Below are 24,252 nucleotides of genomic sequence, written 5' to 3' on the forward strand. Positions count from 1 at the left end.
CTGCGCAAGCGGTCATATTCTAAGTGGGGATATTCAAATGGCTGTATCCAGCGCACTATTTCTGGTAATGGTGATGATAGGGAGCATGTTGACCCTAAGGTACGTGCTAAAGCTTAGGATAAACGCCTGGGGCTACGCTCAGTAAGTTATCATATAGTTAAGCTTCAAACTCAAAAATTAATCCTTTATTTTAACTTCATCTTAAGGCTAATCCTTATTAAGTATGCCAGCCTTAGCTGAAGCCATGGGGATGAGGGTAAACATACTTGTTAAGGTGTTTGAAAGAAGGAACTCAATAATAGCCTGGGTTAATAATAAACCAATCCTAATAGTTAAGTACGGTGATAAATTCTACGGTATGGACGCGGTGTGCGCTCACATGGGTTGTGCCCTACTCACTGATGTTAATGGTTATGTAGCTACATGCCCAGCTCACTTAGCTAAATATGATGTTAGGACCGGTGAATTAATAGAGAAACCTATGGTTAGGCCTGAGGCTCCCTGCGAGTACATGCAGGTTAAGGTACCCTTAAAGACGTATAAGATTAACGTTACGCCTGAGGGTTTCCTTGAGATTGAGGAATAGGGCAACCAGCGTGCCTAGCGGCTGTGCACAGTATGTTAACTAATTCACTTAGCTTTAACTTACCAGTGTTAGTGTTCCTTGGGCTTGGGTGGTAACTCATATATACTGCAACATCATTAACCATAATGACTCCTCCATGCTTAAAACCTCCACGTAACCCAAGGGCCATGGACACCCCCCTCCAGGCAATTTCACCAAGCACCACTATTGCCCTAGGCTTAATAGCATTGATTTCATTAATAAGCCACTTGCCTACGCATGCCTTAACTTCACTTGAGGTTGGTTTATTATCTGGTGGTGCACACTTAACAACTGACGTAATGTAAACGCACTTAACCCTAGTGCCATCAATCCTACTAATGCTAAAGGGGTTATTTGATAATCCGCATTCATGAAGGGCCCTGAAAAGGAACTGAGCGCTTGCGTCACCAGTGAACATTCTGCCTGTTCTATTGCCGCCATGGGCAGCTGGCGCTAAACCCACTATCATTATTCTTGGGTTATCCAAGTCCCCCCATGGTGGCACTGGTTTCCTCCAGTACTCATTATTACTAAACCTAGGGAGTGAGGGTACGGTTTCCCTATACTTCACTAGCCTTTCACAGGTACTGCACTTGATTAGTGCATCCACAAATTCACTGTAACGTATGGTAATGTTCATCTCCCTCACTTGGGTAAGTTCATTATTTAAGTTAAACTTAGCTTTACTTAAGCCACTCATCGAGACCAGTGGACCTGGGGGTAATAGTCTTACTGTGTACGTTAACTTCCTTACACTTACTGTACTCCCTTGGTTCAATAACGTTGATCTCACCATTACTATAATCTATTATGAAGGGTGATGAAACACCCTCAAAGGCCACATTCACGATTACTGAATTACCCAGTTTAACGCATCTAGTTTTCGAATGATGAGCATGGCCATGTATGGCAAGTACCCTACTACTTGATAACACTTCCTCAAGCTTCTTAGTGCCTAAAAATGGGTAATTGTACTCATTCTCGCCCTCCAATGTCACGTATGTTGGCGCATAATGAGTCAACAGTATGGCTTCATGGGAACCCTTAAGCGTATTAATCAGCCATTCCAGTCTCCTCCTATATAATTCATCAATACCCTTAATGTTCCTCTCCTGCCATTTAGTTGGCTTATCTAATACACCCCTTGACCCAATTATCTTAATTCCATTAACAGTAAGCACTTCATCATTCAGTAGAGTTAAGCCGTTTACCCCCTTCAACATCCTTAACTTATCATCATACTCCTCATTACCTGGTACAGCCATTATGGTATTAGCCTTATTCCTCAATAAGTTAATTATAATACTGTAGTACTCAATCTTACCCCCATCAACCATGTCTCCAGCCAGTAAGGCTAAGTCAACATTACTAATGTTGGTTAAACTCCCCTTGAATTCACTTAAATGCTTCGGCGAATGGACGTCTGAAGTCGCAAGTATCCTCACATAGGTAGCATTAAGCTGAGGTTAATTAATGCTTCTGCTTTGCTCCCAGGTGGTCTTTAGGGTCTTCACTCTCTAGGTAGGCTTTACGAAATGTGGCCCAGTGGGGTTGCATTAATTTAAGGAACGCGACAGCTACTTAATGCGTGAAGGCTAGTGATTCCAGTGAACTTAGGGATCTTGCACTTAGGCTAGTTAGCCAAACCCTTACAGCCTCAGATCCAGCACCAGTGGTTAGAAATTGTATTAAGTGGATAAGTAACGGCATTGAGGTTTGCGGTAGGGGGTTTAGTGCGAGAAATATTGCAGTTATAGCTATTGGTAAGGCTGCCCCAAGGCTTATTGATGGTGCATTAGAGTCCGTTGAGGCTACTAGGGCCTTAGCAGTAATACCTAGGGGTTGGGTAAGGCCTAAATCAAGTAATGTTGAGGTTATTGAATCAACCCACCCATTACCAAGTAGTTTAAGCATTAAGGCTGCTGAGGAGATTATTGAATTATCCAGGACCTTAAGTAAAGGTGACTTAGCCTTAATACTCATTAGTGGTGGTGGAAGTGCACTAGTTGAGTTACCTAAACCACCATTAACAATCGATGACCTAGTTGAGTTAAATAGGCTAATGCTTAATTCAGGAATGAGCATCAGTGAAATCAACACTGTACGTAAGCATGTATCAATGGTTAAGGGTGGTCAATTAGCTCAATATTTCATTAAGAGGGGTATTAGGGTCATTGGATTATATGTTAGTGACGTGCCTGGTGATGATCCATCATTAATAGCAAGTGGTCCAACAGTCCCAGATAAGTCAAGCTTCAGTGATGCAGTAGGCTTCCTTAAGGCAAGGGGTATTTGGGGTAATTTACCGGGTAGGGTTAAGGTTTTTCTTGAGGATGGGGTGAGGGGTGTTATTCCAGAGACCCCAAAGAGGCTCAGGGTAATGAATAAGGTGATACTAACTAACGTTGATGTACTTAAGAGCCTAAGGGTAAGGCTCAGTGAACTTGGCATTAGGTCAATCATACTAACCTCTAGACTTGAGGGTGAGGCCCGTGAGGTTGGGAAGGCATTAGCCTCAATAGCCCTTGACTCCTTAAGGAGAGGCTTACTGATTAAGAGGGGTGTAGTATTAGCTGGTGGGGAACCCACCGTTACTGTTAGGGGTAATGGTAAGGGTGGTAGAACAATGGAGCTTGCGGCAGCCTTCGCTAAGTCAGTTAGTAAAGAGGGTCCAGTGGCTTTACTGGCCTTAGCCACGGATGGTATTGATGGTAATACTGATGCTGCAGGTGCGTATGCGGATTATACTACTGAATCAAGGGCAATGGGCATTGGTTTAAGCATAGATGATGCCTTAATTAGAAACGATACGTATACTCTATTTAAGGCATTAAATGACGTCATCATAACAGGTCCAACGGGAACCCAGGTTAACACCGTGGTAGCTATGCTAATTAATACCAAGATTACTCACTAGGTTCAGTAGGGTTTCAAATGACTTAAAACTACATTCCACATTGTACGTGAAGTTAATTTTAGCCTTCACGGTTCCCTTATGGATTAATGATTAATACTTCCATGCGTATTGAAATTACACCTCCACAGCATTATTAATGAACCTCCTGTACCACCTCTCATACTGCTCCTGAGTCACAATATGAACCTGAATTGGGGCGTCAATTTCACTATAAATTCTTGCCTTAAGGGCGTCTATCACCTCTTTACGCGAATTAGTAATATGAGTATGTCTATGTCACTTGCCGCTGTATACCTCCCCTTCACCACTGAACCGAATACATAGACCCTGGCATTACCCACTAATTCACTGGCTAATTCCTTAATCCTCCTGGCTATTTCAACGTAATTGCTCATTGCCTCTAATGCCCTCTTACCCTCTTCAATGTATAATTCAAAGCCCATTCACAATCGGCTTAAACTTCTCCTCAACATATTTAAGCATAGCTTCGACTTCATCTTTCTCATATCTCCTCGGTAAGTACCTAGAACCTATGTAAGCATCCTCTATTTTAGTGATCATTATTATGTTATCTAGCAACTTCTCAGCATCTCTCACTAATTTAGCTAATTCCCTAATAAGCCTTACTAATGAGTAAGTACGTGGATATGTACCTGTCTTAATAAGTAACTTATACTTAAGCATCAGTTGGCAGTACTGTTCTATGCTAAATGCCGCTAAGTCGTATTCTCCTTCCTTCAGTGGACTCTTAGCATTCTTAAGAAAAGCCTCAGCTCTCTCCCTAAGCACCTCGGCCTCCTCAAAACTCGCATATGAGATATAATTATCTATTTCTTAAATTTCCTCCCCCAGTCAGTTAATGTAAGTTACGATGATGTACTTAAAGCTTCGTCATTCATGGTAGGGATGGATTTATAAGCTCTGTATTTAGGTGAAACACCACTAAAGCATGGGTGGGATTCTAATCCCGTGACAGCCTCCAGATGATGGATGTAGACCAGAATCAATGGGGAATCAATGAACCATCCCAAGGGAACCCTCACCCTTCATAGTGGGGAGGAAGTCAGTTATTCCGCAGAGTGCCTTAATTTACCAGGTGGATCATTCCTGAATCTCCATAGGCCCTTACCGAATGATTCAACAGCTATCTCTAACTCATCAGCCAATAGGTCACTTATAAGTGGTTCATCAGCCAATGGTGAAACTATGATATCAACCTCAGCATCCCTAGATTCAGCATCCTCAGTGATCACCTTAACTTCAGCTACCCTGGCGTATAGCCATACCTTCAATGGGCCACCTGCAGTATCCACCGTGACCTCCCTAGCATCCTCAGTGGGTGGCCATAGTCCAAGGGCTCTAGCCGTTGATATCGGTATGAGTAATTGAGGTGTTGGTGCCTCGAAGCCACTGTTAAGTAGGGCAATATCCTCAATGATTCTATCCCTCACTCTTATTCTTAACCTCAACCTCACTGCCATAGGTGCTCACCCTAATCCTACCCACGTAGGCGAACCTTCTGTACCTAATTCTGCCAACCTTAATCTTCACATGTATAGTAATGTTGAGGCCTTAAAAAGCTGACTAAGGTTTAGCATCAGCAAGCTCCACGTATCAGGCGAAGACGCATACTCTTAATCATAGTTGCTCCTTACCTAAAGCTTCATTATTCATAATGAATTAGGTAAAACCTCAAGGATTGAAGTCAGGGTTTAAGCTCCTTAATTTTTACTCAGGCGGTATTTCCTTATATACCAGGGTTATGTCTATTCCCCTCCTCAGGTTAATGTATTTGGATGCAGCGTAGATTACTGCACCTAGCCCTATTAGGCCAAGCACGTAGGCTAATCCTGGGTAGTATGGTTGAAGCGGCTTCAGGGACTCAATAACCCCAAAGTAAGGGTTCGTGAAGGCTTCATAACCTAGGAGAATTAGGGGTATTAGTGAAAGCACCGAGGCCACTAACATGCCCCTATTCCCCTCTTCCCTAGCAGCCTTTACTCCAGCTATGGAGACTAGCACCAGGTATATTATGGCTAAGGGTGTATAGCTGTAAAGTGCCTCATAACCGTTCGGGCTTATTATTGGGAAAGCTAGGAAGACGGCTGTTGCAGCTAGGTCAAGTAAGTGAGCATACATTGGTGAACCCCACCTATTAAGCCTTGAGAAGATTTCAGGAAATAGCCTATCGAAGGAAAAGGCGAACACGTAGCGGGCGAACACTATTACTCCAAACGCCATTATGAAGAACTCCCATGATATTAGGCTTAGGCCGATGAACCACTGCAACACCTCATTGCGTGCTAGGTATATTGAAATATTCCAGAAATTATATACGCTGGTTGGGTAGTACGTCATGTTGAACCTGTAGCCTGCGGCTAGGTCCATTAGTAGGAAGGGTAATGTAATGAAGATTAGCGTCATTAAGCTACCTAGGACTTCATTATACATTAATCCGCGCCTAGTCTTAATCTCAGCGGCTACAGCTGGCCCAGCATAAAGCCAAATGTAGGCGTAGGAGGCGAAGTAGGGTATCATGTAGAGTGTTGCCGGTAAGCTAAAGGAGGGGCCTACGTAGGTGCTTTGGTTAGTTAAGTTAAAGTACCTTAGGAATTGCCCAATGCTCTGGTGAAAGGTCGGTATTGAGAGACCAAGAACAATTATTGCAGTCGCGGTACCGGTTAAGGCTAATGCCCCTAAGGCTGTGGTTAACTTGAACCCTGCACTAGGCCTAATAATGTTGACGAGTAGGATGATTACGAATGCCACTAAAGCTATAGTGTAGTTGAACCATGCATTACTAGTGCTGAACACTGTATTAGCTAACCTCACTAGGTTCTGTTGACCATGAGAATACCCTATTACTAGTAGGACATTGTTTATGGCAGTTACTGAGAAGAAGGCTGACAAGGCGAAGAATGGAGGCATATTAAAGGCAAGCGCAACACCCATTATTGATCCTAAGCCTCCGTGAAGTTTCCTAGTGATCCATACGTAATCCCCACCAGTCCTCGGTATTTTAACTATAAAGTAGGTGTATAGTATTACCAATGGGAAGGTTAGCATGAATGTTAATATGCTTGATAACCAGAGCACAGCACCAGGTATTACAAAGGGACTAATACCTATGAAGACAGCTAAGCCAGCACCCATGTTAGCAACATTAAGCATCACTGCATCCCATAGCGAAGCCGACTTAACCAACCCTGAACTCTGCCTAACGAACAAGGCCATGGGTCAGGAAAACCAATGCAGTAATATAATAACTCAACAGTGCAAAAGCGCATAAATAGGTTAAACCTAGGTTGATCACCCTGTGCAAAATTAATGGTAAAGGAGCCGCGTAGGCTTAAACCAGGTGAAACATGCAGATACTTCAAGAAGTTGCCTGTCTTATCCTAGATTAATAGATAACGGCCCTAGGCCCATAACTTATTGAAGCAATTGCTTAAATTAAGAATCGCAGTATGTTATCCTTAGAATTAAGATACATCATTGGGACACACTTTTAAGGTTACAATATTGTTTTTCAATATGAAAAGGTGTTTAAAGTACCTTAACTAAGCGTAATCGAATAGCTAATGAAGCCACATAGGGAATGCCCTCTTTGCATAGTGAGTGTTAGGCTAAATGAAGTTGCCTCAGCTAACTTAAGCAATGAGGATGCCTTGGAGGCATCCAGGCTAGTACTAGAGACCTCGGCTAGGGCTTTCAGGGAGGAGGATGAGTTAACGAGAATTGCCTCAAGAATATTCATGACTGTTTCATCAAAGTACCCTCAGGTAGTGGAGTACTATAGGGTGGCTAAGAGGAGGGGTATCGATGCTGCTAAGGCTCAATTACCTGCCATTCAATCAGTATTACGGGGTCTTGAGGGCTTCGATTTATTTAAAATGGCGGTGAAGGTCTCAATAGCGGGTAACCTACTGGATATGGGTGTGGCATCCCATAAGCCACCCAGTGATCTTCAGGTTGCATCTATAATGGGTATGCGGTTCTCCATAGACAATACGCATGAATTATACAGTATGCTTAAGAGTGGTGGCTTAAGGCTGCTTTGGTTATTTGATAATGCTGGGGAGGCAATATTCGATACTGTGCTCATAAACGTAATTAGGGGCATGGGTAATAAAGTTACAGGCGTGGTTAAGGCTGAGCCAGGGTTCCAGAATGACTTAACGGTAGGCGATGCTGAGTATGCTGGTTTAAGAAACCAACTAGATGACCTAGTGGACACTGGGTATAGTGGATCAAGTATACACCTAGATAAGGTAAGTGGTGAATTTCTCAGTAGGCTTAAGGAAAGTGACCTAATTGTGGCGAAGGGTATGGCCCACTTCGAGTACCTATCTGAGGTTAATTTAGGTAAGCCAATAGCCTTCCTACTTGTACCCAAGTGTGACCCAGTGGCTAGGGTGCTTGGGGCAGAGAGGGGTACTTTAATAGCCATGCTGCGGTTAAGTTGAGACTAAGCGCGTAACATCTACAAATGTAATGTTGATGATAAGTACTGAGCAAGGCAGTATAGCTTTAATACCAAGCATGGTTAAGTGCCTTATGAAGGTTGAGGTCATCCGAATGAGGGAGGATAGGCCAGTTACCTTAACCTCATACATCCTAGATACACCACCTGAGATTACCTGGGTAAGGAGACCAGCCGTCGTAATTTGCCCTGGAGGCGGCTTTAATCACGTCTCCAATAGGGAGGCTGAGCCGGTTGCCTCAGTATTCCTCTCAAGGGGTTACCATGCCTTCGTACTAAGGTACAGTAACAAGAGTATGGGTGTTAGTAAAGTATACCCTGACGTGGTCTATGAACTTGCAAACGCAATACTGGTCATTAGACGTAATGCGGATAAGTGGAACATAGACCCTAATAGGATCGCTATAGTAGGATTCTCCGCAGGGGGTACGGTTGCTTCATTATTCAGTGTTAATTGGCATAAGGATTGGTTAACAAAAATGGTTAATGCACCTAAGGAGATGCTTAAGGTGTCTGCAGCAATATTAGCTTACCCAGTCGTGGACTTTGTCGCAATGCATGAAATGTACATGAATAAGACAATTCCACAGCCAGCGGCTGGTGTGCTTCTTGAAATGGCTTCACTAGCCTTTGGTTCAAGTAAATTCACGGTGGATGACTTAAGGGAAATCAGCGCAACCTACCACGTTGACTCAAACACTCCTCCAACGTTCATTTGGACAACGGCTGATGATGATGTGGTTCCCATTGAAAGTATAATAACGTACGTTAACGCCCTTGCCCGTAATAAAGTGCCGTTTGAGTTCCATGTGTTTGAAAGTGGAGTGCATGGACTCTCATTGGCAAATAGAGCCACTGCATCTAATCAGCAGCAGATTAATCCCTCTGTGGCTAAGTGGGTTGAATTAGCCTTAAGCTGGCTTGAAAGGCATATTGAGACTTAACCTCATCCCTAACTGGTACTACCCCAATAATGCTAACATTAGCATATTGTTGGAAGGATGCTTAATAAGGGGTTCAGGGAAACCTAGTGATGCACGTAGGTAATATAGTTAATGTACCTCAACAGGACGTCTCAGGTCTACTTAAGGGGACTAGGGGATTCTACGTTCAGTGGCTTGTAACTAAGGATCATGGTTCATCTAAGTACGCTGTGAGGAGGTTTATTGTTAAGCCTGGCGGCTACATGCCTCTTCATAACCACAAGTATACTGAAGCAGTGGTTATACTCAAGGGGAAACTTAGGATTAGAGGTAATGGTGTTCTTTATGATCTTGGGCCAGGGGACTTCTTCTTCACAGGACCTTATGAACCACACTCCATAGAGAACATTGGCGATGAGGAGGCTGAATTCATATGCGTCATATCGTATGAGGATGATATGACTCTTAAATCCCTTGAATAGTGGCTACTTGGCTGATTATTAATCAATCCTAACTATACCTATTCTTTCAGCGTATCCATATGCCTCTCTTAACTCACTCTCCGTAACCCTCCTATTCAACTCCCTGTATCTACTAAGCCTTGGAACCAGGTAGTCAGGGTGGTATTGATTCATGATGTTTACTATCGCCCTTGGGCAATTATGGGTTACCCAGTTTAAAATGGGTTTTGTGCAGCACTCAACATGGCCAGGTAAGACAAGGTGCCTTATAATTACATCCTCATCCCTATCGCAAATCATCTTAAGGTTCCTTGAAACAACCTCGACATATCTTGGAGCAACCGAGTACCTTAATGCGCATTCATCATTACCATACTTAAAGTCCGGGAGCCAAATGTCAATCAAGTGGAGTATAAGTTTCATACCCTCAATAGTTAAGTATAGGTTACTATTCCATAACTGAGGCACGTTTACGCCCTTCTCAGCGAGAATCCTCATTGATGGTATTATGACGTGAAGGTTAGGTGTAGGTTCACCACCAACCCAGTTAATGTTCCTAGCTTCACTAATCCTTAACTCAATCTGCATTGAAGCTAAGTCAGCTTCATTAACCTCAACCCCATTTTCGGGCTTTTGGGAAATATCCCAGTTCTGGCAATAGACGCACCTCAGGTTGCACCCAGTGAAGAATATTGTACCACTGGGTACTAGGGGTGCCTCCTCTCCCAGGTGTATGAAGTATGACGCAACCCTAGGCCTTAAGTCAAGCATGCAGGCACCCTTTCTCATAGTTCTATCGATGCTGCATCTTCTTTCACACAATGTGCAGTTCCTGATAATTCTCTTAACTAGCTCAACCTTAACATCTAAGAACGATGATTTTGGGAGCGGGTCCTTAATAATGCTTACATTAGGCCTTTCCCTATGCTCACCCCAAACCTTATCAAAAGTTTCCCCAAGCTTATCGTGAAGTCCCCAAAGTTCATCTATGCTCATTGATGCGTAGTCATCATTTGCTTCTAGCCTAGCTGCTATATGGAACTTAGCTGGGGCTTGATCATTCATAACCATGTAGTACCAGCTTAACCTACTCTTAATTAATGGATTATTGAAGACCACTAAGGCATCAGGCCTGTACAGTCTCCATAGGCTTACGGAAGCCATAGCAAATACAGTACCTCAACCCCCTAATTACCCTTACTTCATTAGGCTAATGGCTGTGGTTGGATGGAAGAATTACCTATTATCCTCCAAGAACTCCATCATGCCTTATGTTCACTTAACCAGGAAGTTAACTTCAATTACCCTCATTCTCAATGATGGTTTAAAGTAAGGGTAAATGGACTTCATCTCGTTTATTATTAAATTGTTATAAACTAAGCATTAAATTTGGGTTATGCCTAGAGATTTGTCGGAAGTTTTCGTGGACTACGCGATGAGGATAGGGTTTGATGACCTGCCGGTTAATGTTGTTAAGGAGGCTAAGAGGAGGATACTTGATAGTATTGGTGTGGCATTAGCCGCATACTCTGCTGAGCCCGTTAAGTATGCTAGGTTAGCTGCATTAGGCTTTAGGGGTAGTGCACCCATAATTGGTTCAAGCCAGTTAACCACCATTGATTGGGCAGCCTTCATAAACACGCTCATGGTTAGGTACCTTGACTTCAACGATACTTACCTATCTAAGGAACCGCTTCATCCATCAGACATGGTTGGTACAGCCCTAGCAATTTCACCGCATGCTGGGTCAAGTGGTAGGGAGGTCATCGCCGCCTTGGCTATTGGGTATGAGGTTGGAGTTAGGTTATGTGACGCAGCCTCACTTAGGATTCATGGGTGGGATCACGTTAACTACACTGGTATAGGGCACTTACTTGTTACTGGTAAATTAATGAGGATTAGTAGGGAGGCTTTCCTAAACGCCATGGCCATACACACCACTTCCCACTTATCCACTAGGCAGAGTAGGGTTGGTGAATTATCCCACTGGAAGGCAGCTACTACGGCTAACCAAGCTAGGAATGCGGTATTTTCAGTGATTGCGGCATCTCATGGTTTAACAGGGCCTGATAAACCCATTGAGGGGGAAATGGGGTTCATTAGGCAGCTCCTTGGTGGTGAATTTGATTATGAACCAATGAAGGATCTTGAGAACCTTACCAAGCCATCAGCCATATTGAGGACTTACATTAAGCCATACCCTGTGGAGTACCATGCTCAATCAGCCGTTGAGGCAACGCTTAAGATTCGTGAAGAATTAGGGGTAATTAACCCAAGTGATGTTGAATCAATTAGCATCAGGACTTTCAAGGCGGCCTACGACATTATTGTTAAGGATCCTGAGAAGTGGGATCCCAAGACTAAGGAGACTGCTGACCATAGTTTAATGTGGGCTGTAGCAACAGCCTTAATTAACGGTGACTTATGGTTAAACCACTATGAGCCGGGTAAAATCAGGGATCCTAGGGTGCTTGAATTAATAAGGAAGACTAAGGTTACCGTTGACCCTGAACTAGATAAGCATTACCCCCAGGCAGTACCAACAGTAGTTAACGTTAAATTAAGGAATGGTAGGGAAGCCGAGGTTAAGGTTGATTACCCAAGAGGCCACCCAATGAACCCCATGAGTGATGATGAGGTTGAGAATAAGTTCAGGAGACTTACGGCTGGTTTACTCACAGTGAGGCAGCAGGATGAGGTTATAAGGATGGTCTGGGGCCTTGAGGATATTAAGGACATAACATTACTCATTAAGTCAACCATTATTTAAAACACGACGTGAGTTCACTATTATGCATTTTTAGCCACTATAGTTATGCCTTTAAAATATATTCTTAACCTAGCAAACTATGGTAAGTAAGGATACGTACATTGCCGTGTTAGCCGGTATGGGAGGCTTCTCCGATGGCTTCGCATTACTATTGGGTGGTGCAGCACTACTATCATTAAGCCAATACTTTAAACTAACCCCCAGTGTTGAGGGGTTAATTATTTCCGCACCATTCATAGGGTCGGTGATTGGTTCATTAATATTCGGTAGGTTATCAGACCTCTTCGGTAGGAGGGCCATATTCCTAAATGTACTACTCTTCTTTGTACTAGGTTCCCTAGTGAGCGCCTTAGCCTACTCCATACCACTCCTAGTGGCTGGTAGGCTACTTGTGGGTATTGGAATAGGTGGTGATATACCATCTGGAGCTAGTTTAGTGGCTGAGTTATCTAGTGAAAGGAGTAGGGGTAGGTTAATCTCTGTTCAAAGCATACTATGGGGTCTTGGGGGTGCTTCAGCGGCCTTAGTAGCCTTACCTTTATTAGGCTTAATGGGTTCTGAATCATGGAGAATCATACTAGGCTTAGGTGCAGTACCACCCCTAATTGTGTTGCTTCTTAGAAGGAGCGTTAACGAGAGTTGGGTTTGGGAGCTTAAGAGAAGGAATGGTGCATTTAGGTTAAGGGACCGTGGTAAATACACCTTAACCCTAGCCTTTACCGCAGCATCCCTATTCGTCTGGACCTTCATACTAGCCATATTTGCCAACTATACACCCACAATACTTGTGGACGCAATGAAACTTAGTAAATCCATGGCCCTACTCATAGGTGGGCTACAATGGATAGGTTTCGTAGCTGGAGGCTTATTAGTCTTCAAGTACTGCGATAGGTTAGGTAGGAGGAGACTAATTATACCAGCCACAGTGGGTGAGGCAGTATTACTGGGTTTGTCAGTGCTAGTGGTTAAAGATCCCGTAGCCATGTCTATAATGCTGTTCATTCTATGGGTTCTTGGGGGCATTGGGTACATAGTTAATAGCATATACTCAGCTGAATTATTCCCAACAATGCTAAGGGGCACTTCAAGCGGTTTAGGCTTCTCCGCAGGTAGGCTGGGTGGGTACTTAAGCACGCTAATAATTCCATCACTCCTACTTGCTATTGGCTTAAGCAATATTTTCCTAATCACTGCATTCTTAATTTCACCTCTAGCAATGGTTTGCCTAATAGCGGCACCCAGCAGTGAAAATAAGAGTCTTGATGAGCTTGAAGGGCAGTATTACTAGTATCATTATAGTAAGTAAAGCAACAATAATGAAGCATGTGACGCAGGTTTAGGCTAATGATGCATTTACGTTAGGATCACTCCCTTAGGGGGAGTTTAGTTAATAAAAACCACCTCTTATCAAGTACACGTATGGTTAATGGAATTAGACTCAGCAACCTCAAGGCATACCTAATTATAGCATTATTACTGCTGCTTCTGCTTGAGGTTAATTTAATTAGTATGAATTGGCAAGCATTTTTCACGCAGATTCACAGTAATGGAACATTCCTAAGGCTTAATGAAAGTGAAGGTTATGCCCTTGCCGTAGCGGCACTACCTAATGTTAAATATGAGGTTAAGGTAAACATAGTGGTGTTAAATGGATCAGTAATGATACTGTTATATAATGGAAGTGCACTAAGATTAAACGCGTCAAAAACCCCAACGTTAATAAACCTTGAATTCTTTAGAGGATTTAAAGGTGCGGGCCCATCAACACAATGCAGCAGTAGTGTTGGGTATATTATTGAGTTAAATGGGAAATCATCTGCACAGCACGTTTCAGTCAACTTATACTGGAAGCATCCCATGAGTATTATCCCAGTTAACCTAGGCTATGACCCAATTCTAGCCATTAATCCAGAGGGTGCTATTTCTCTCCTAGATAAGTCCATAAACCTATGTGGTTCAAAGTACTTATTGATTCTGGTTGGTTTATCTAATGATACTGTAGTTGGCATTACGTGGAGTCATGACGGTGTTGAGGCATGAGCATAGATGATGCCGTGGCAAATTTATTAAGGCTCAGGAGTGCCTTAAACATAGTTGAGGTGATAAACCATGAACTGGATGCCTTACCTAAAATACTAGTAAGGTTACTAGTAATAATTACATCCACGCTAGGTGTGTATTCATTAATCATAGTGTTCCTGGGTGTCACATACCTAAGTGATATTCAATTATCGTCACTGGGCATAGTGTTATTCACGCTGTTGGCTGCCTTCACCTTATACTACATTGTGAGGGAACTTGAGAAGGCTAGCAGAGTTAGGTCACCCTACAGTGATTGGGATGAGAAGGTTAAGGAGGGTGCCTTAGGCATTTTAAGAATATTGAGTGAACTAGATTGGGATACTGTGGATTATAGGGTGCGTAGAGCTAGGTCACTATACCCTATACTACTGGTGATTGAGGAGTTAATACTTGTTGCATTACTAAGCCTAATAATGCCCTGGCTCATTAGCTTAATAATGTGGTTAATCCTAGGCATACAGGGTATAACTCCATTAAACATCATTGGCGGTGTCTTAGTGTCAATTGCAGTAGCTTTAGCATCGACCTGGGGTGAGATTAGTAATGGTGCTAAGGCATTGTGGAGTATTGATTCCCTAATGTGGGAGCTTAGGTGGCTTTACCATGAGTACAGAAGAATTCAAACCTAACTTGTATGTTTTAGCAAGGATAATAAATACGTTGATGGGTAATGGTGGTATGAGGAGGACTAACCTAGCCACCGCATCTGGCTTATCATACGATAAGCTCCAGAGGTATTTAGACTGGATGACCAGTAAGGGATTGGTTGTAATTGATGGTGATGGTTATGTTAGGCTAACTAACGATGGCGTTAGGGCCTACGAGGAGTTGGTTAAGTGGGTTATTAAGTACGTGGGTAGTCTTAAGGTGGGTAGGTATGGGGAAGGATAACTGGTTAACTTAGGGTTCCTCACTCTTCTATTTAACGTACCTAAGCATGCTTCCTTGCTCCTTCAGTTTACCAACTATTGCCTTAACCCTATTTAGGAGTAGGTTAAGGTCCTTCTCATCATACTTCCTACATTCTTTCTCATAAACCTCATCGTCTGGATGCCTCTCATTACTCAAAGCCTCCTCAATAGTCCCCCTAGCCACTATTTCATAAACCCTAGCCTCAACCTTACCCTCAGTCTGCCTAACCACGCGTCCAACCCTCTGAATCATTTGCCTAGGTGAGCCTGTTCCCGAAACCACTATGGCTACATCAGCATCAGGCACATCAATACCCTCATCCAACACAGTTGTAGTAACCAATACCTTAACGTTACCTAGCCTGAATCTCTCGAAGATTTCATCCCTATTACTGGTCTTAGAGGTTATTAATGCTACCTTAACCCCAATCTCCTTCTTCAATTCCTCGTAAATCTCCTCAGCTTGCTCAATGTACTGTGTGAACACTATTACCTTACTTCCCAATGAATACTCTAGTTTAGTTAATTGAACAGCCACTGGAATCTTAGCCTTAGCCTGAGCCGCAGTGTTCCTAAGCATTATTGCGTTATCCTCCCCAATGGACCTATACTCCTTAGTCTCATCCTCACTTAACTTAACGTAAATCCTGAAGTGCCTTATTGGGACAACTAGACCTGCATGAACCATATCTAGGTAGGTTGCCTTATGCACCACACCGCCACTGGTTAAGTATATTAATTCCTCATTACCATCCTTCCTAGTTGGCGTTGCTGATAAGGCCAACCTATAGGGTGCAGTTAACTTGAAGGCAACGTTCTTAAAGGTCTCAGCAGGAACATGATGGCATTCATCGAAAACCGCTAAGTCAAATCTATCCCTAATGTCACTTATGTACTTAACCGCTGAGTTATATATGGCTACGGTTATGTCCTTAATTTCATTAAAACCACCACCAAGTCTACCTGCCTCTACACCCAGCATTCTCCTAATCCTATCATACCACTGATTCATTAATTCCTCCGTAACCACTAGTATTATTGTGGGTACTTTAACTGTTGCAATGGCCTTTAATGCAATGAATGTTTTGCCACCACCCGTTGGGATAACTACAGTCCCCTTATAACCATTCTTAACCCACGCCTCTAAGGCATTCCTTTGAAAATCCAATAGGTTAACGTTATCCTTAGGCACTATGATTAACCTAGGCTTCCACTCAACCTCCTTAATCACATAGCCCAGTTTCCTCAGTAGCGACTCTATGGTTTGCTTTTCGAATACAGGGAACCTAATAACCCACTTATCACCATCCCTATACACATCATCCTTACCTATAACCGGTATCTCATACCTATTCAAGTTACCCTGCTTATCAACAGTATTGTAGGGTACTCTAATCTCCCTCAGACTCTTAAGTAGTCCCTTAGCCAGGAAGTTTAACGTCGCCTTACCATTATCAACAATGGCAAGTCTCCACTCAACCCTCCTACCGTAGGTCTCCCTTAAGGAATGATCATTGAGGAGTATTTTCACTGCTTCCTCAACAGTATTGTCATCCTTAACCCCCAGTCTATCCATAGCCTTACCCACAAGCTTAGTAACGTAATCCTCAAATGAATCAGCCTCAACGTACTCATCCTCCATTATGAGTTTAGCAACGCAGGGTACGTTAACCCTATTACCCATTGCACACTGTTTAAGTTCCTCTGGAACCTTAGGAACCTTAACGGAGGCCTTCAGTAATGGCTTAATGAGGAGTTCATACTCTCCGGCGCTTAGCCTAAGTAGTTCCCTGAGTTTCTCAAGGTCATTAATTCTACTTATTTTACCTACCCAAGTTGTGTTGGCGCTGTCCCACCTAAACCCCATTCTCTTCAGTTCATCCTTAACTTTAACTATAGTACTCCAATTCCATTGCCTCTTAATTAATACACCATTAACATTAACCTTAAACTCCACCACTAGTTACCCATTCCTAGGGCATAAGTTATAAACCTATGGCTACACCCTACTCGTACGCCTTCCTCAACTCATCCCAAGGAATCTTCCTACCACACTTCGGGCAATACTCCCAGTCCTCGCTTAGTAATGCTCCACAGTAGGGGCACCTGTACTCCCTAGGCTTCTCAACCTCTGCCTCAGGGCGCTTAACCTCCTCAACCTTCACTTGGGCTTCAAGGTACTTACTCACGTACTTCTCCCAAACACCCCTGGGATCCCTCGTGTATATTCTAAGCCTACGGTATGGTAGATTACCCGTAGGCTTCTTAAGCACTATCTCCACGAACCTCCTCTTCTCATCAACCGTTACACTATCCGCATCTAGGGGTGCCTTAAGCACGTAGAGGTCATCAAATATCACGGCATCCTTATAGAAGGCAACGCTCTTGGTTGGTATGTAGGGTATGTTCTGCATCATTGAGGTGTTTTGACTTAAGTAAGGTAAGCCAGTGTACTTAGCTACAACATAGAATACGGCGAACCATATCCCGAACATTATTAAGTAGGTTATGAAGTACCTTAGGAATTCAGCTGTTGACTGGGCCATCGATGTGTTGCCTAAGAACGTTGAAATGAGCATTGATATCCTGTTGAATAATGTTGAGTAAACTAATAGCACAGCCACCAGTAGTACGATCATTATGCCTAGGTTAAGGAACATCTTCTTACTTAAGGCTGAATACTCCCTAGGTAGCTCGTAGTCCCTCTCCATAGCCTTCTTAATATCATCACCAGCCAACCTACTGAGGGCTTGTCTCCTCCTATACTGGTCACCTTCCCTCCTATTTCTTGAGTATGACTTGTAACCTGCATATGCGGATATGCCGAATATTAGGATGAAGTAGGCTATGAATAGGCCTATCGGCATCCAGTAATTCTTAATCACCTGCCCCCATGCGAAGAATGCTGCAAAGGCAACTGGTGTAACTACCCAAAGCACATACATCATTGGCTTAGACGTCATTGTGTAAGACATAGTTAACTACCATGTGCGTAATCTCGTTTTAAACTTTTCTACAGGATTAAACTAATCATTTAAACTACCTCTACTAAGCCTAACCACAATCCTGTGAAGCGCCTTAGCCTCCTCAGGGAAGTCACTTAAACTAACGCCACCATTCTTAACAGCCTCCTCAACCCATGGGCAATCCTTAGACACCACAACCTCCCCTGTCTTTGGATTAAACAAGAGTGGGTACATTTTACAGGCAAGCGGCTTAACCGCATGTATCATGCATAGTTTAGTCTCCTTATTGTAGAATGGACAGTAACCCAATATGACCCACCTATACATCTTAACACCATTAACCTTAACCTCCCTGAAGGTTAACTCAATACCCCTCTCCTTAGCCAGCTTCCTAAGTCTCCTAACCTCATCATCGAATACTAAGGGCCCCTGCTCCTCCCGCTCGAAGAAGCAGCAGGAGTCACAGTGTAGGCACGTAAACTTACCCACGTCGACACCCATGCCTATTCCCTTAATAAGTAATTCACACTAAGGAATCCCAGTATTCCCTTAAAAATAACGAGAAGAGTTTAAAATAGGCTTCAATTCACTTAAAGCAGGTGGTGAAGAATTTGTCAACCATTAGTAAGGATAAGTATATAGGTGCCGTGGATCTACCCATAATGATATTCAACACGGCCACTAAGATGACTGAGCAATTCAGGCTCATGAAAGCTGGGGTAGCTAGGGGGTATGTGTGTGGTTTAACACCATATGATGAGGCGCACGTTGGCCATGCAAGGGTGGCGGTGTTCTTCGACTTATTCAGAAGGTACTTAGAGTACCTAGGCATTAACGTTAGATTAGTGACGAACTTCACCGATATTGATGATAAGATAATTGAGGCTGCCAGAAAGGAGTTTAAGGATGATTTAATTAACCACTGGTATGAAGTACCCTTAAGGTACATTAAGAGGTACCTAGACTACATGGATGCGCTCTACGTTAAGAGGGCGTACGCTTACCCTAAGGTCACTGAGAACGTGCAGGACATGATTAAGTGGATTGATGAATTAGTGAGAAGGGGTAATGCATACGTTACCGATGGCTCAGTCTACTTCGATATAACTAAGGTACCGAATTACGGTGAATTCTCCGGGCAGAAGATTAATGAGTTAATGGCTGGAGCTAGGGTTGAGCCGGAGCCAGGTAAGAGGAATCCACTGGACTTCGCCCTATGGAAGGCTTGGAAGCCTAATGAACCCTGGTGGGATAGCCCATGGGGACCTGGTAGGCCTGGATGGCACCTGGAGTGCGTGGTCATGTCCTCCAAGTACCTTGGGGTACCCTTTGATTTTCATGGAGGTGGACAAGACCTAGTGTTTCCACATCATGAAAATGAAATCGCCATAGCCAAGGTTTACTACGGGCTTAGGTTATTCGCCAGGTACTGGATACACGTTGGATTAGTTAACATTGGCGGTGAGAAGATGAGTAAGTCCCTTGGTAACATAATACCAATAGGCGATGTTCTCAGTAAGTATGATGCAGAGGCTGTTAGGCTATACTTCCTAAACACCCATTATAGGAAACCCATTGACTTCAGTTTCAGTGGTATTGAAGCCATGGAAAACACCCTGAGGGGGATTTACGCCAGTTTCGACTACCTAGTGCAGTTAATGAATGAAGCGCCAGAGAAGGGGATTAATGATGAGGCTTTGACCAACGATGCCTTTAAGTTCATGGCTAACTTCGAGAAGGCCCTTAACGATGACTTCAATACCCCAGTAGCCATATCCGAATTAATTAACCTGAGTAACTACATTAACTCAAGGATAGTTTACCAGCCTGAGAGGGTTTCCAAGTACTCCCTTTCCCAACTGCTAAACGTCTTATCATACATGAGTCAAGTCCTAGGTATACTTAACAGGACTAGGGTTAACCCAATTCTCGTCGACCTAGTAAACACTTTAATTAAGGTTAGGCAGGGTTTAAGGGAGAGGAAGCTCTATGATGCGGCTGATTTAATTAGGGAGGAGTTGGGTAAGTTGGGTATTGTTTTAGGTGACTACGGTGGTAGGACGTACTGGTTTATTGATAGGAAGAAGCTTAACTTACCTTAACCCTGAGTCTTCTCGAAGACCAGTAAGTCATCTGAAAACTTCACTACACCCCTTCTCTGCAGTTCCCAAAGAACGTCAACAACCTGTGGCCTTAACCTGGCTTCATCATCTTCACTAAGCCTACTTCCCTTACTTAAGCTAGATATTACATTGTTGACGAAGTCAATAGTCCTAACCTTATCCCCAGGCTTAAGCTTGCTTAATTCATCATTAATAATCCTATTAAGGGCTTCTGGTTCACCATTAGACACTAGCTTACTGCGTTACCTCGGTTTAATAATCTAACTCAAGTGCATATTTTTAAGCGCGGGTTGGCTTCAATGACCATGCATTACTACGCTGAGGTTCACCCTAGGGTTAGTGGGAACTTAGCCTTCATGAGGAAGTTGGAGGCGTATGATGGATTCAATATACCTGACTCACCGCTTGGTGAACCAGCTCCATTACCATTAGTGGCTGCTTGTTTCATTAGGAGGATTCACGATGACAAGAGAATTATGGTTAATCAGAGGCTCCTAGATATTAATGAGCTTCACTTAGTCTCAATAGCACAGGGAGCCTTAATGCTTAATGCTGACATGGTCTTGACCAGGGGAGATAAGCCAATGATCGGTAAGGAGGTAGGCTACTTGGCATCAGAGGAGGCCCTCATGATACTTAAGGAGAGGGTTAAGGGTATTAAGGTTGGGTTAATGCTGAGCATGAGGTATGGTAGGGGATTCATTGAGGAGAGGATGAGGAGTAGGGCGGACTTCTACCTGGTCCTAAGGTTAAGTAATCCACTTGAGTTAAGGGGATTAGACACCAGTAAGCTAATACCGTATGTACTTGTTGAAACAAGTAAAAACGCTAAGGTGATTAAGAGGATTAATCAACCTCACTTCAAGTTAAGTGAATTAGAGGGGTTGTTTAGTGGCCTTAGGGAAATTGGGGTTGAGGGTGTGTTATTATCGGTACCAGGGGATCATGAGGCTTTAATAAGCCTAATAAGGCACTTCGCTTAGCATCACCTAATAGGCATATTCCTATTTCTCCAGGTTGCTACGTTTTCAAGAACAATCATTGTCTCTGACTTAACTACATCAGGGTGCGTAGGTAGGTATTTTATTAGGAAGTTTGAGAGTTGCCTAAGGTCCTTAGCCCAAACCTTAAGCACGAGGTCATACTGCCCAGTAACTACCTGAGCCTCCTCAACCCATGGTAGGTCCTTCTCATTATCTGAATCGTAAATTATCCTCTCCGCTAAGGCAACTTGACTAGGCTTAGCAGCCCCTGGGACTCTCCTAACCGTTAAAAGCACGTACGCCTGTATATTGTAACCCATTTGAACTGGGTCTATGATAGTCTTGTAACCTAATATGATTTTGCTTGATTCTAATCGAGCCAGCCTACTCATTATTGTTGTCCTAGGCTTATTAAGCAACTCAGCTAGTCTGGATATCGTTATTCTTCCATTTCTCTGTAGGGACTCCAGGATCTTAATGTCTAATTCATCCATCATTAGTTAGCTTAAGACTAGAGATTAATTAACATTATGTTTCACAGAGATGAGCCTAAACATCACCCACCCTCAACCTTAGTCGAACCACGTATGAATTGAACGGGATTCTTGACGCCGCAGCCTAGGTTAGTTGGGCATAGGCCCAGGCTATTCAACTCCTGGCATGAGGGGGGAATGTAGAACTTCTTACCACCCCTGAGTCCAGCTAAGTGTTCAACCTGGTACCTAGCAATCTTATCATTGTAATCGGCAGCATGCTTGAAAGGCTCCAAAACCTCCTCAACACACTCCTCCTTTTCCTTACCCTCAGCTACGCATCTATGAAGCATGTAGGTGGCTAGGGCGAACCTAGCCATGTGGCTTGGGTTACCACCAGCCTTAAGCTCACTTAGAATTGCCGTAATGCAGGGTGGATCACCCTTAGGTAGTATTCTCCTACTGGCATACTTAATCTGCGGTGAAGACCCCTCAATAGCCTTCAACCTATCGCTAACCTCACTTATAAGTGGGTTAAATAAATCTAGGTTCCTACTCAATTTATTCACCATGGCTATGATCTTATTCTCCACAGTCTCCTCAATGACCCTGTATACGTCATGTTGAGTTAATAGTACGTAGCCACGTATAATTGGCCTAGTTCCAAGAACCCAATTAGGGTCATTCCTTGGACTATTCCTCAAGTAATCCCAAACGGAAACAGCGTACTTAAATGGCCTAGGCATGAGGACCTGAGCGCTAATTATCTTAGCTAATTCACCGGTTCCAATAATCCTTAAGTCAATCTGCCTTGAAACATCCTTAATGCACTCTAAATTTAATTCACTCAACTTAACCATACTGGAGAATATCTTACTCTCTGAATCAGCCACCCTCCTCCAAATCCTCTTATCCATAGATGCGGTGAATACGTAGGCAATATACCTAGCCATTGCAACTTCACTAGTCCTAAAGTTCAACTTAGCCCTCTCCCCCTCCCTCAGGAGGGTTTCAAGCATACTTAACGCATCATCTATAATGGGCCTAAATTCTCCACTAGTTAATTCACTAACCTTAATACCAGTCTCCTCAATTACTCTCCTTCCACTTCTAGTGAATGGGTAGCTATCCAGTAGCTTCCCTATACTGCACTCCTCAACACGCATTAACCGTGTAAACTAAAACTCACTTTAATAACCAGTGGATAGTTAATTTAAAGTATTATATCATTTACTTAAGAGGAACATTGTGGAAAACTCATTTAAAGCGAATGCAATTACTAGGTGAATGAACGTTAAGGACGTTAAGCAGGCTATTAGAGAGAGGGTTTGGAGACTACTTGAGGAGAAGAACACCGCCGCCTTCCCAAGGCCAGTGTATGGACGTATACCTAACTTCATAGGTTCAGAGAGGGCTTGTGAACTAGCCGCCTCCTTACCAGAATTTCAAGGGGCGCATGTAATTAAAGTTAACCCAGATTCACCGCAGAGGAGGTGTAGGGAGATCACTTTAAATAGTGGTAAGTTGTTGATAATGCCTACGCCAAGGATTAAGGAAGGCTTCCTTATGCTTGATCCCACTAAGATACCTAGGCATTATTATAGGGAAGCCTCTACTATAGGCGGGGCATTTAAGTGGGGCAAACCCATTAAGCCCTGGGACGCGCCAAAGATAGACCTTGTAGTAGTGGGTTCAGTAGCCGTTAACCCAGCTACTGGTCGTAGGCTTGGTAAGAGCCATGGTTACGCTGAGGTAGAGTGGGGTATAATGAGTATGTTTGGTAAGGTTAATGAGAGTACACCAGTGGTAACCACAGTACATGACCTACAGCTCGTGAATGATAATATACCTAAAGAACCCTTCGATCTACCAGTTGACATAGTAGTTACGGCAAGTAGGGTAATAAGGGTAAGTAGAGTTGATGTGAAACCCATAGGCATTTACTGGGAGTATGTTACAGAAGATATGTTGAGGGAAATCCCATTATTGGCTGAGCTGTATGATAGAAGTAGACAATAGGGAATGTGAAGGGTTACATTACTAGGATAAAAAGCAAACCATGGTGAACATAACTACAATAATTAATGAGGAAAAAGGATCAGCACTAGGCTTGGTGCCTAGCCCCTATGCTAGTTTAACTATGGCTTTCACTGTTTAACATCTCTGGCAATCCGTTCAAGCCTTAACCTTGTTTCATGATTCCTTCTACGTGTAGGAACCATGCTGCCCTCCACCATAACTTAACTTCCTCTTTTTATCTAATCACTAATGGAATCCACGGCATTAAGCAATAACGTAGTCGTCCACTTACCATCTTTAATGGCAGCCTTTGCCTCATTTAGGTCTGGAGCTATGGCCATGGCTTTCACGGTCTCCTCAGCAACTTTGTAGAGTTTTTCATTTTCTTTAACTGGATCCTTATTTATTAATTCCTTACTTTTATTCAGAAACCTCTCATTAAATTCTAGGTGAGCATTAATCTCTCTTACTTGAGTCTAGGTTAAGGACCTTGGCTAAGATCTCCATTATATCAATACCCCTACGCCTAGCCTC

At 43.2% G+C, this 24,252-nt stretch carries 28 protein-coding genes; 13 read left to right on the forward strand and 15 right to left on the reverse strand.

Translation table 11 applies throughout. The annotated features are described in order from the left end of the window. Positions 1 to 244: 244 nt before the first annotated feature. The gene (locus Q0C29_RS08990) at positions 245 to 586 is read left to right on the forward strand and encodes a Rieske 2Fe-2S domain-containing protein (RefSeq protein ID WP_292000327.1); all 342 of its coding nucleotides are present in this window, start codon (positions 245 to 247) and stop codon (positions 584 to 586) included. On the opposite strand, the gene Q0C29_RS08995 is transcribed toward Q0C29_RS08990, so the two are convergent. Beyond that, positions 552 to 1,247: a uracil-DNA glycosylase gene (locus tag Q0C29_RS08995; RefSeq protein ID WP_292000328.1), complete on the reverse strand. Its 696-nt coding sequence runs from the start codon at positions 1,245 to 1,247 to the stop codon at positions 552 to 554. The two genes, Q0C29_RS08990 and Q0C29_RS08995, sit on opposite strands and share 35 nt — an antisense overlap. 43 nt (positions 1,248 to 1,290) lie before the next feature. Next, entirely contained in the window at positions 1,291 to 2,052 is a 762-nt protein-coding gene (locus Q0C29_RS09000; protein WP_292000329.1) for a metallophosphoesterase, read from the reverse strand. A 143-nt stretch (positions 2,053 to 2,195) separates the two neighbouring features. On the opposite strand from Q0C29_RS09000, the gene Q0C29_RS09005 reads away from it, so the two are divergent. Further along, a complete protein-coding gene (locus tag Q0C29_RS09005) occupies positions 2,196 to 3,524 on the forward strand; it encodes a glycerate kinase (RefSeq protein ID WP_292000330.1) in 1,329 nt (442 codons plus the stop codon). A gap of 114 nt (positions 3,525 to 3,638) precedes the next feature. Here Q0C29_RS09005 and Q0C29_RS09010 read toward each other — a convergent pair whose 3' ends face one another. The 5 genes from Q0C29_RS09010 to Q0C29_RS09030 form a co-directional block, all read right to left on the reverse strand. Continuing rightward, positions 3,639 to 3,764, reverse strand: a complete 126-nt coding sequence (locus Q0C29_RS09010) for a hypothetical protein (protein ID WP_292000331.1) — start codon at positions 3,762 to 3,764, stop codon at positions 3,639 to 3,641. Next, positions 3,761 to 3,967 carry a nucleotidyltransferase domain-containing protein gene (locus Q0C29_RS09015; RefSeq protein ID WP_292000332.1) on the reverse strand — a complete coding sequence of 69 codons (207 nt, stop codon included), beginning with the start codon at positions 3,965 to 3,967 and terminating at the stop codon, positions 3,761 to 3,763. The genes Q0C29_RS09010 and Q0C29_RS09015 overlap by 4 nt, the downstream gene beginning before the upstream one ends. After that, positions 3,957 to 4,313, reverse strand: coding sequence for a HEPN domain-containing protein (locus tag Q0C29_RS09020; protein WP_292000333.1), 357 nt, complete (start codon positions 4,311 to 4,313; stop codon positions 3,957 to 3,959). The genes Q0C29_RS09015 and Q0C29_RS09020 overlap by 11 nt, the downstream gene beginning before the upstream one ends. Before the next feature lie 278 nt (positions 4,314 to 4,591). Beyond that, a complete protein-coding gene (locus Q0C29_RS09025; RefSeq protein WP_292000334.1) occupies positions 4,592 to 5,005 on the reverse strand; it encodes a hypothetical protein in 414 nt (137 codons plus the stop codon). Positions 5,006 to 5,252: 247 nt separating this feature from the next. Then, complete coding sequence (locus tag Q0C29_RS09030; RefSeq protein WP_292000335.1) at positions 5,253 to 6,758, reverse strand: APC family permease; 1,506 nt, start codon at positions 6,756 to 6,758, stop codon at positions 5,253 to 5,255. Positions 6,759 to 7,105: 347 nt separating this feature from the next. On the opposite strand from Q0C29_RS09030, the gene Q0C29_RS09035 reads away from it, so the two are divergent. The 3 genes from Q0C29_RS09035 to Q0C29_RS09045 all read left to right on the forward strand — a co-directional run bounded on the left by Q0C29_RS09035 (position 7,106) and on the right by Q0C29_RS09045 (position 9,412). Beyond that, positions 7,106 to 7,990 (forward strand): DUF89 domain-containing protein, encoded by an 885-nt coding sequence (locus Q0C29_RS09035; RefSeq protein ID WP_367173674.1) that lies wholly within the window; start codon positions 7,106 to 7,108, stop codon positions 7,988 to 7,990. Between the two features lie 76 nt (positions 7,991 to 8,066). Beyond that, a complete protein-coding gene (locus Q0C29_RS09040) occupies positions 8,067 to 8,951 on the forward strand; it encodes an alpha/beta hydrolase (protein WP_292000337.1) in 885 nt (294 codons plus the stop codon). Between the two features lie 89 nt (positions 8,952 to 9,040). Then, entirely contained in the window at positions 9,041 to 9,412 is a 372-nt protein-coding gene (locus Q0C29_RS09045; RefSeq protein WP_292000338.1) for a cupin domain-containing protein, read from the forward strand. Between the two features lie 18 nt (positions 9,413 to 9,430). On the opposite strand, the gene Q0C29_RS09050 is transcribed toward Q0C29_RS09045, so the two are convergent. Then, positions 9,431 to 10,555, reverse strand: coding sequence for a radical SAM protein (locus Q0C29_RS09050; RefSeq protein ID WP_292000339.1), 1,125 nt, complete (start codon positions 10,553 to 10,555; stop codon positions 9,431 to 9,433). 232 nt (positions 10,556 to 10,787) lie between these two features. Here Q0C29_RS09050 and Q0C29_RS09055 point away from each other — a divergent pair, with 232 nt between their 5' ends. From Q0C29_RS09055 to Q0C29_RS09075, 5 genes are all read left to right on the forward strand, one after another. Further along, a complete protein-coding gene (locus Q0C29_RS09055; protein ID WP_292000340.1) occupies positions 10,788 to 12,161 on the forward strand; it encodes an MmgE/PrpD family protein in 1,374 nt (457 codons plus the stop codon). A gap of 79 nt (positions 12,162 to 12,240) precedes the next feature. Beyond that, positions 12,241 to 13,449, forward strand: coding sequence for an MFS transporter (locus tag Q0C29_RS09060; protein WP_292000341.1), 1,209 nt, complete (start codon positions 12,241 to 12,243; stop codon positions 13,447 to 13,449). A 131-nt stretch (positions 13,450 to 13,580) separates the two neighbouring features. Then, positions 13,581 to 14,201 carry a hypothetical protein gene (locus Q0C29_RS09065; RefSeq protein WP_292000342.1) on the forward strand — a complete coding sequence of 207 codons (621 nt, stop codon included), beginning with the start codon at positions 13,581 to 13,583 and terminating at the stop codon, positions 14,199 to 14,201. Then, positions 14,198 to 14,872, forward strand: a complete 675-nt coding sequence (locus Q0C29_RS09070) for a hypothetical protein (RefSeq protein ID WP_292000343.1) — start codon at positions 14,198 to 14,200, stop codon at positions 14,870 to 14,872. Before Q0C29_RS09065 ends, Q0C29_RS09070 begins: the two co-directional genes overlap by 4 nt. After that, a complete protein-coding gene (locus tag Q0C29_RS09075) occupies positions 14,847 to 15,134 on the forward strand; it encodes a winged helix-turn-helix domain-containing protein (protein WP_292000344.1) in 288 nt (95 codons plus the stop codon). Before Q0C29_RS09070 ends, Q0C29_RS09075 begins: the two co-directional genes overlap by 26 nt. Positions 15,135 to 15,161: 27 nt before the next feature. Here Q0C29_RS09075 and Q0C29_RS09080 read toward each other — a convergent pair whose 3' ends face one another. Genes Q0C29_RS09080 through Q0C29_RS09090 form a run of 3 tightly spaced genes read right to left on the reverse strand, consistent with a single transcriptional unit; the run spans position 15,162 to position 18,609 of the window. Then, a complete protein-coding gene (locus Q0C29_RS09080) occupies positions 15,162 to 17,114 on the reverse strand; it encodes a DEAD/DEAH box helicase (protein WP_292000345.1) in 1,953 nt (650 codons plus the stop codon). A 46-nt stretch (positions 17,115 to 17,160) separates the two neighbouring features. After that, positions 17,161 to 18,129: a DUF2208 family protein gene (locus tag Q0C29_RS09085; RefSeq protein WP_292000346.1), complete on the reverse strand. Its 969-nt coding sequence runs from the start codon at positions 18,127 to 18,129 to the stop codon at positions 17,161 to 17,163. Positions 18,130 to 18,180: 51 nt separating this feature from the next. Beyond that, positions 18,181 to 18,609, reverse strand: coding sequence for a YkgJ family cysteine cluster protein (locus Q0C29_RS09090; protein WP_292000347.1), 429 nt, complete (start codon positions 18,607 to 18,609; stop codon positions 18,181 to 18,183). A 170-nt stretch (positions 18,610 to 18,779) separates the two neighbouring features. On the opposite strand from Q0C29_RS09090, the gene cysS reads away from it, so the two are divergent. After that, the gene (gene cysS / locus Q0C29_RS09095; protein WP_292000360.1) at positions 18,780 to 20,222 is read left to right on the forward strand and encodes a cysteine--tRNA ligase; all 1,443 of its coding nucleotides are present in this window, start codon (positions 18,780 to 18,782) and stop codon (positions 20,220 to 20,222) included. Here cysS and Q0C29_RS09100 read toward each other — a convergent pair. After that, positions 20,219 to 20,473: a hypothetical protein gene (locus Q0C29_RS09100; RefSeq protein WP_292000348.1), complete on the reverse strand. Its 255-nt coding sequence runs from the start codon at positions 20,471 to 20,473 to the stop codon at positions 20,219 to 20,221. The genes cysS and Q0C29_RS09100 overlap by 4 nt on opposite strands. A gap of 69 nt (positions 20,474 to 20,542) precedes the next feature. Between Q0C29_RS09100 and Q0C29_RS09105 the strand changes: the two genes are divergently transcribed. After that, positions 20,543 to 21,226 (forward strand): hypothetical protein, encoded by a 684-nt coding sequence (locus Q0C29_RS09105; RefSeq protein WP_292000349.1) that lies wholly within the window; start codon positions 20,543 to 20,545, stop codon positions 21,224 to 21,226. A 2-nt stretch (positions 21,227 to 21,228) separates the two neighbouring features. Here the strand turns inward: Q0C29_RS09105 and Q0C29_RS09110 are convergent, their stop codons facing one another. Both Q0C29_RS09110 and Q0C29_RS09115 read right to left on the reverse strand, forming a co-directional pair. Continuing rightward, complete coding sequence (locus Q0C29_RS09110; RefSeq protein WP_292000350.1) at positions 21,229 to 21,723, reverse strand: Lrp/AsnC family transcriptional regulator; 495 nt, start codon at positions 21,721 to 21,723, stop codon at positions 21,229 to 21,231. A 59-nt stretch (positions 21,724 to 21,782) separates the two neighbouring features. After that, positions 21,783 to 22,865, reverse strand: coding sequence for a DNA primase (locus tag Q0C29_RS09115; RefSeq protein ID WP_292000351.1), 1,083 nt, complete (start codon positions 22,863 to 22,865; stop codon positions 21,783 to 21,785). Positions 22,866 to 22,986: 121 nt separating this feature from the next. Between Q0C29_RS09115 and Q0C29_RS09120 the strand changes: the two genes are divergently transcribed. Continuing rightward, the gene (locus Q0C29_RS09120; RefSeq protein WP_292000352.1) at positions 22,987 to 23,718 is read left to right on the forward strand and encodes a 5-formyltetrahydrofolate cyclo-ligase; all 732 of its coding nucleotides are present in this window, start codon (positions 22,987 to 22,989) and stop codon (positions 23,716 to 23,718) included. Positions 23,719 to 23,957: 239 nt separating this feature from the next. Here the strand turns inward: Q0C29_RS09120 and Q0C29_RS10860 are convergent, their stop codons facing one another. Beyond that, the gene (locus Q0C29_RS10860; RefSeq protein WP_367173675.1) at positions 23,958 to 24,179 is read right to left on the reverse strand and encodes a PaREP1 family protein; all 222 of its coding nucleotides are present in this window, start codon (positions 24,177 to 24,179) and stop codon (positions 23,958 to 23,960) included. Between the last annotated feature and the right edge of the window lie 73 nt (positions 24,180 to 24,252).

Origin of the sequence: Caldivirga sp. (assembly GCF_023256255.1) — an archaeon.
Lineage (GTDB): Archaea > Thermoproteota > Thermoprotei > Thermoproteales > Thermocladiaceae > Caldivirga.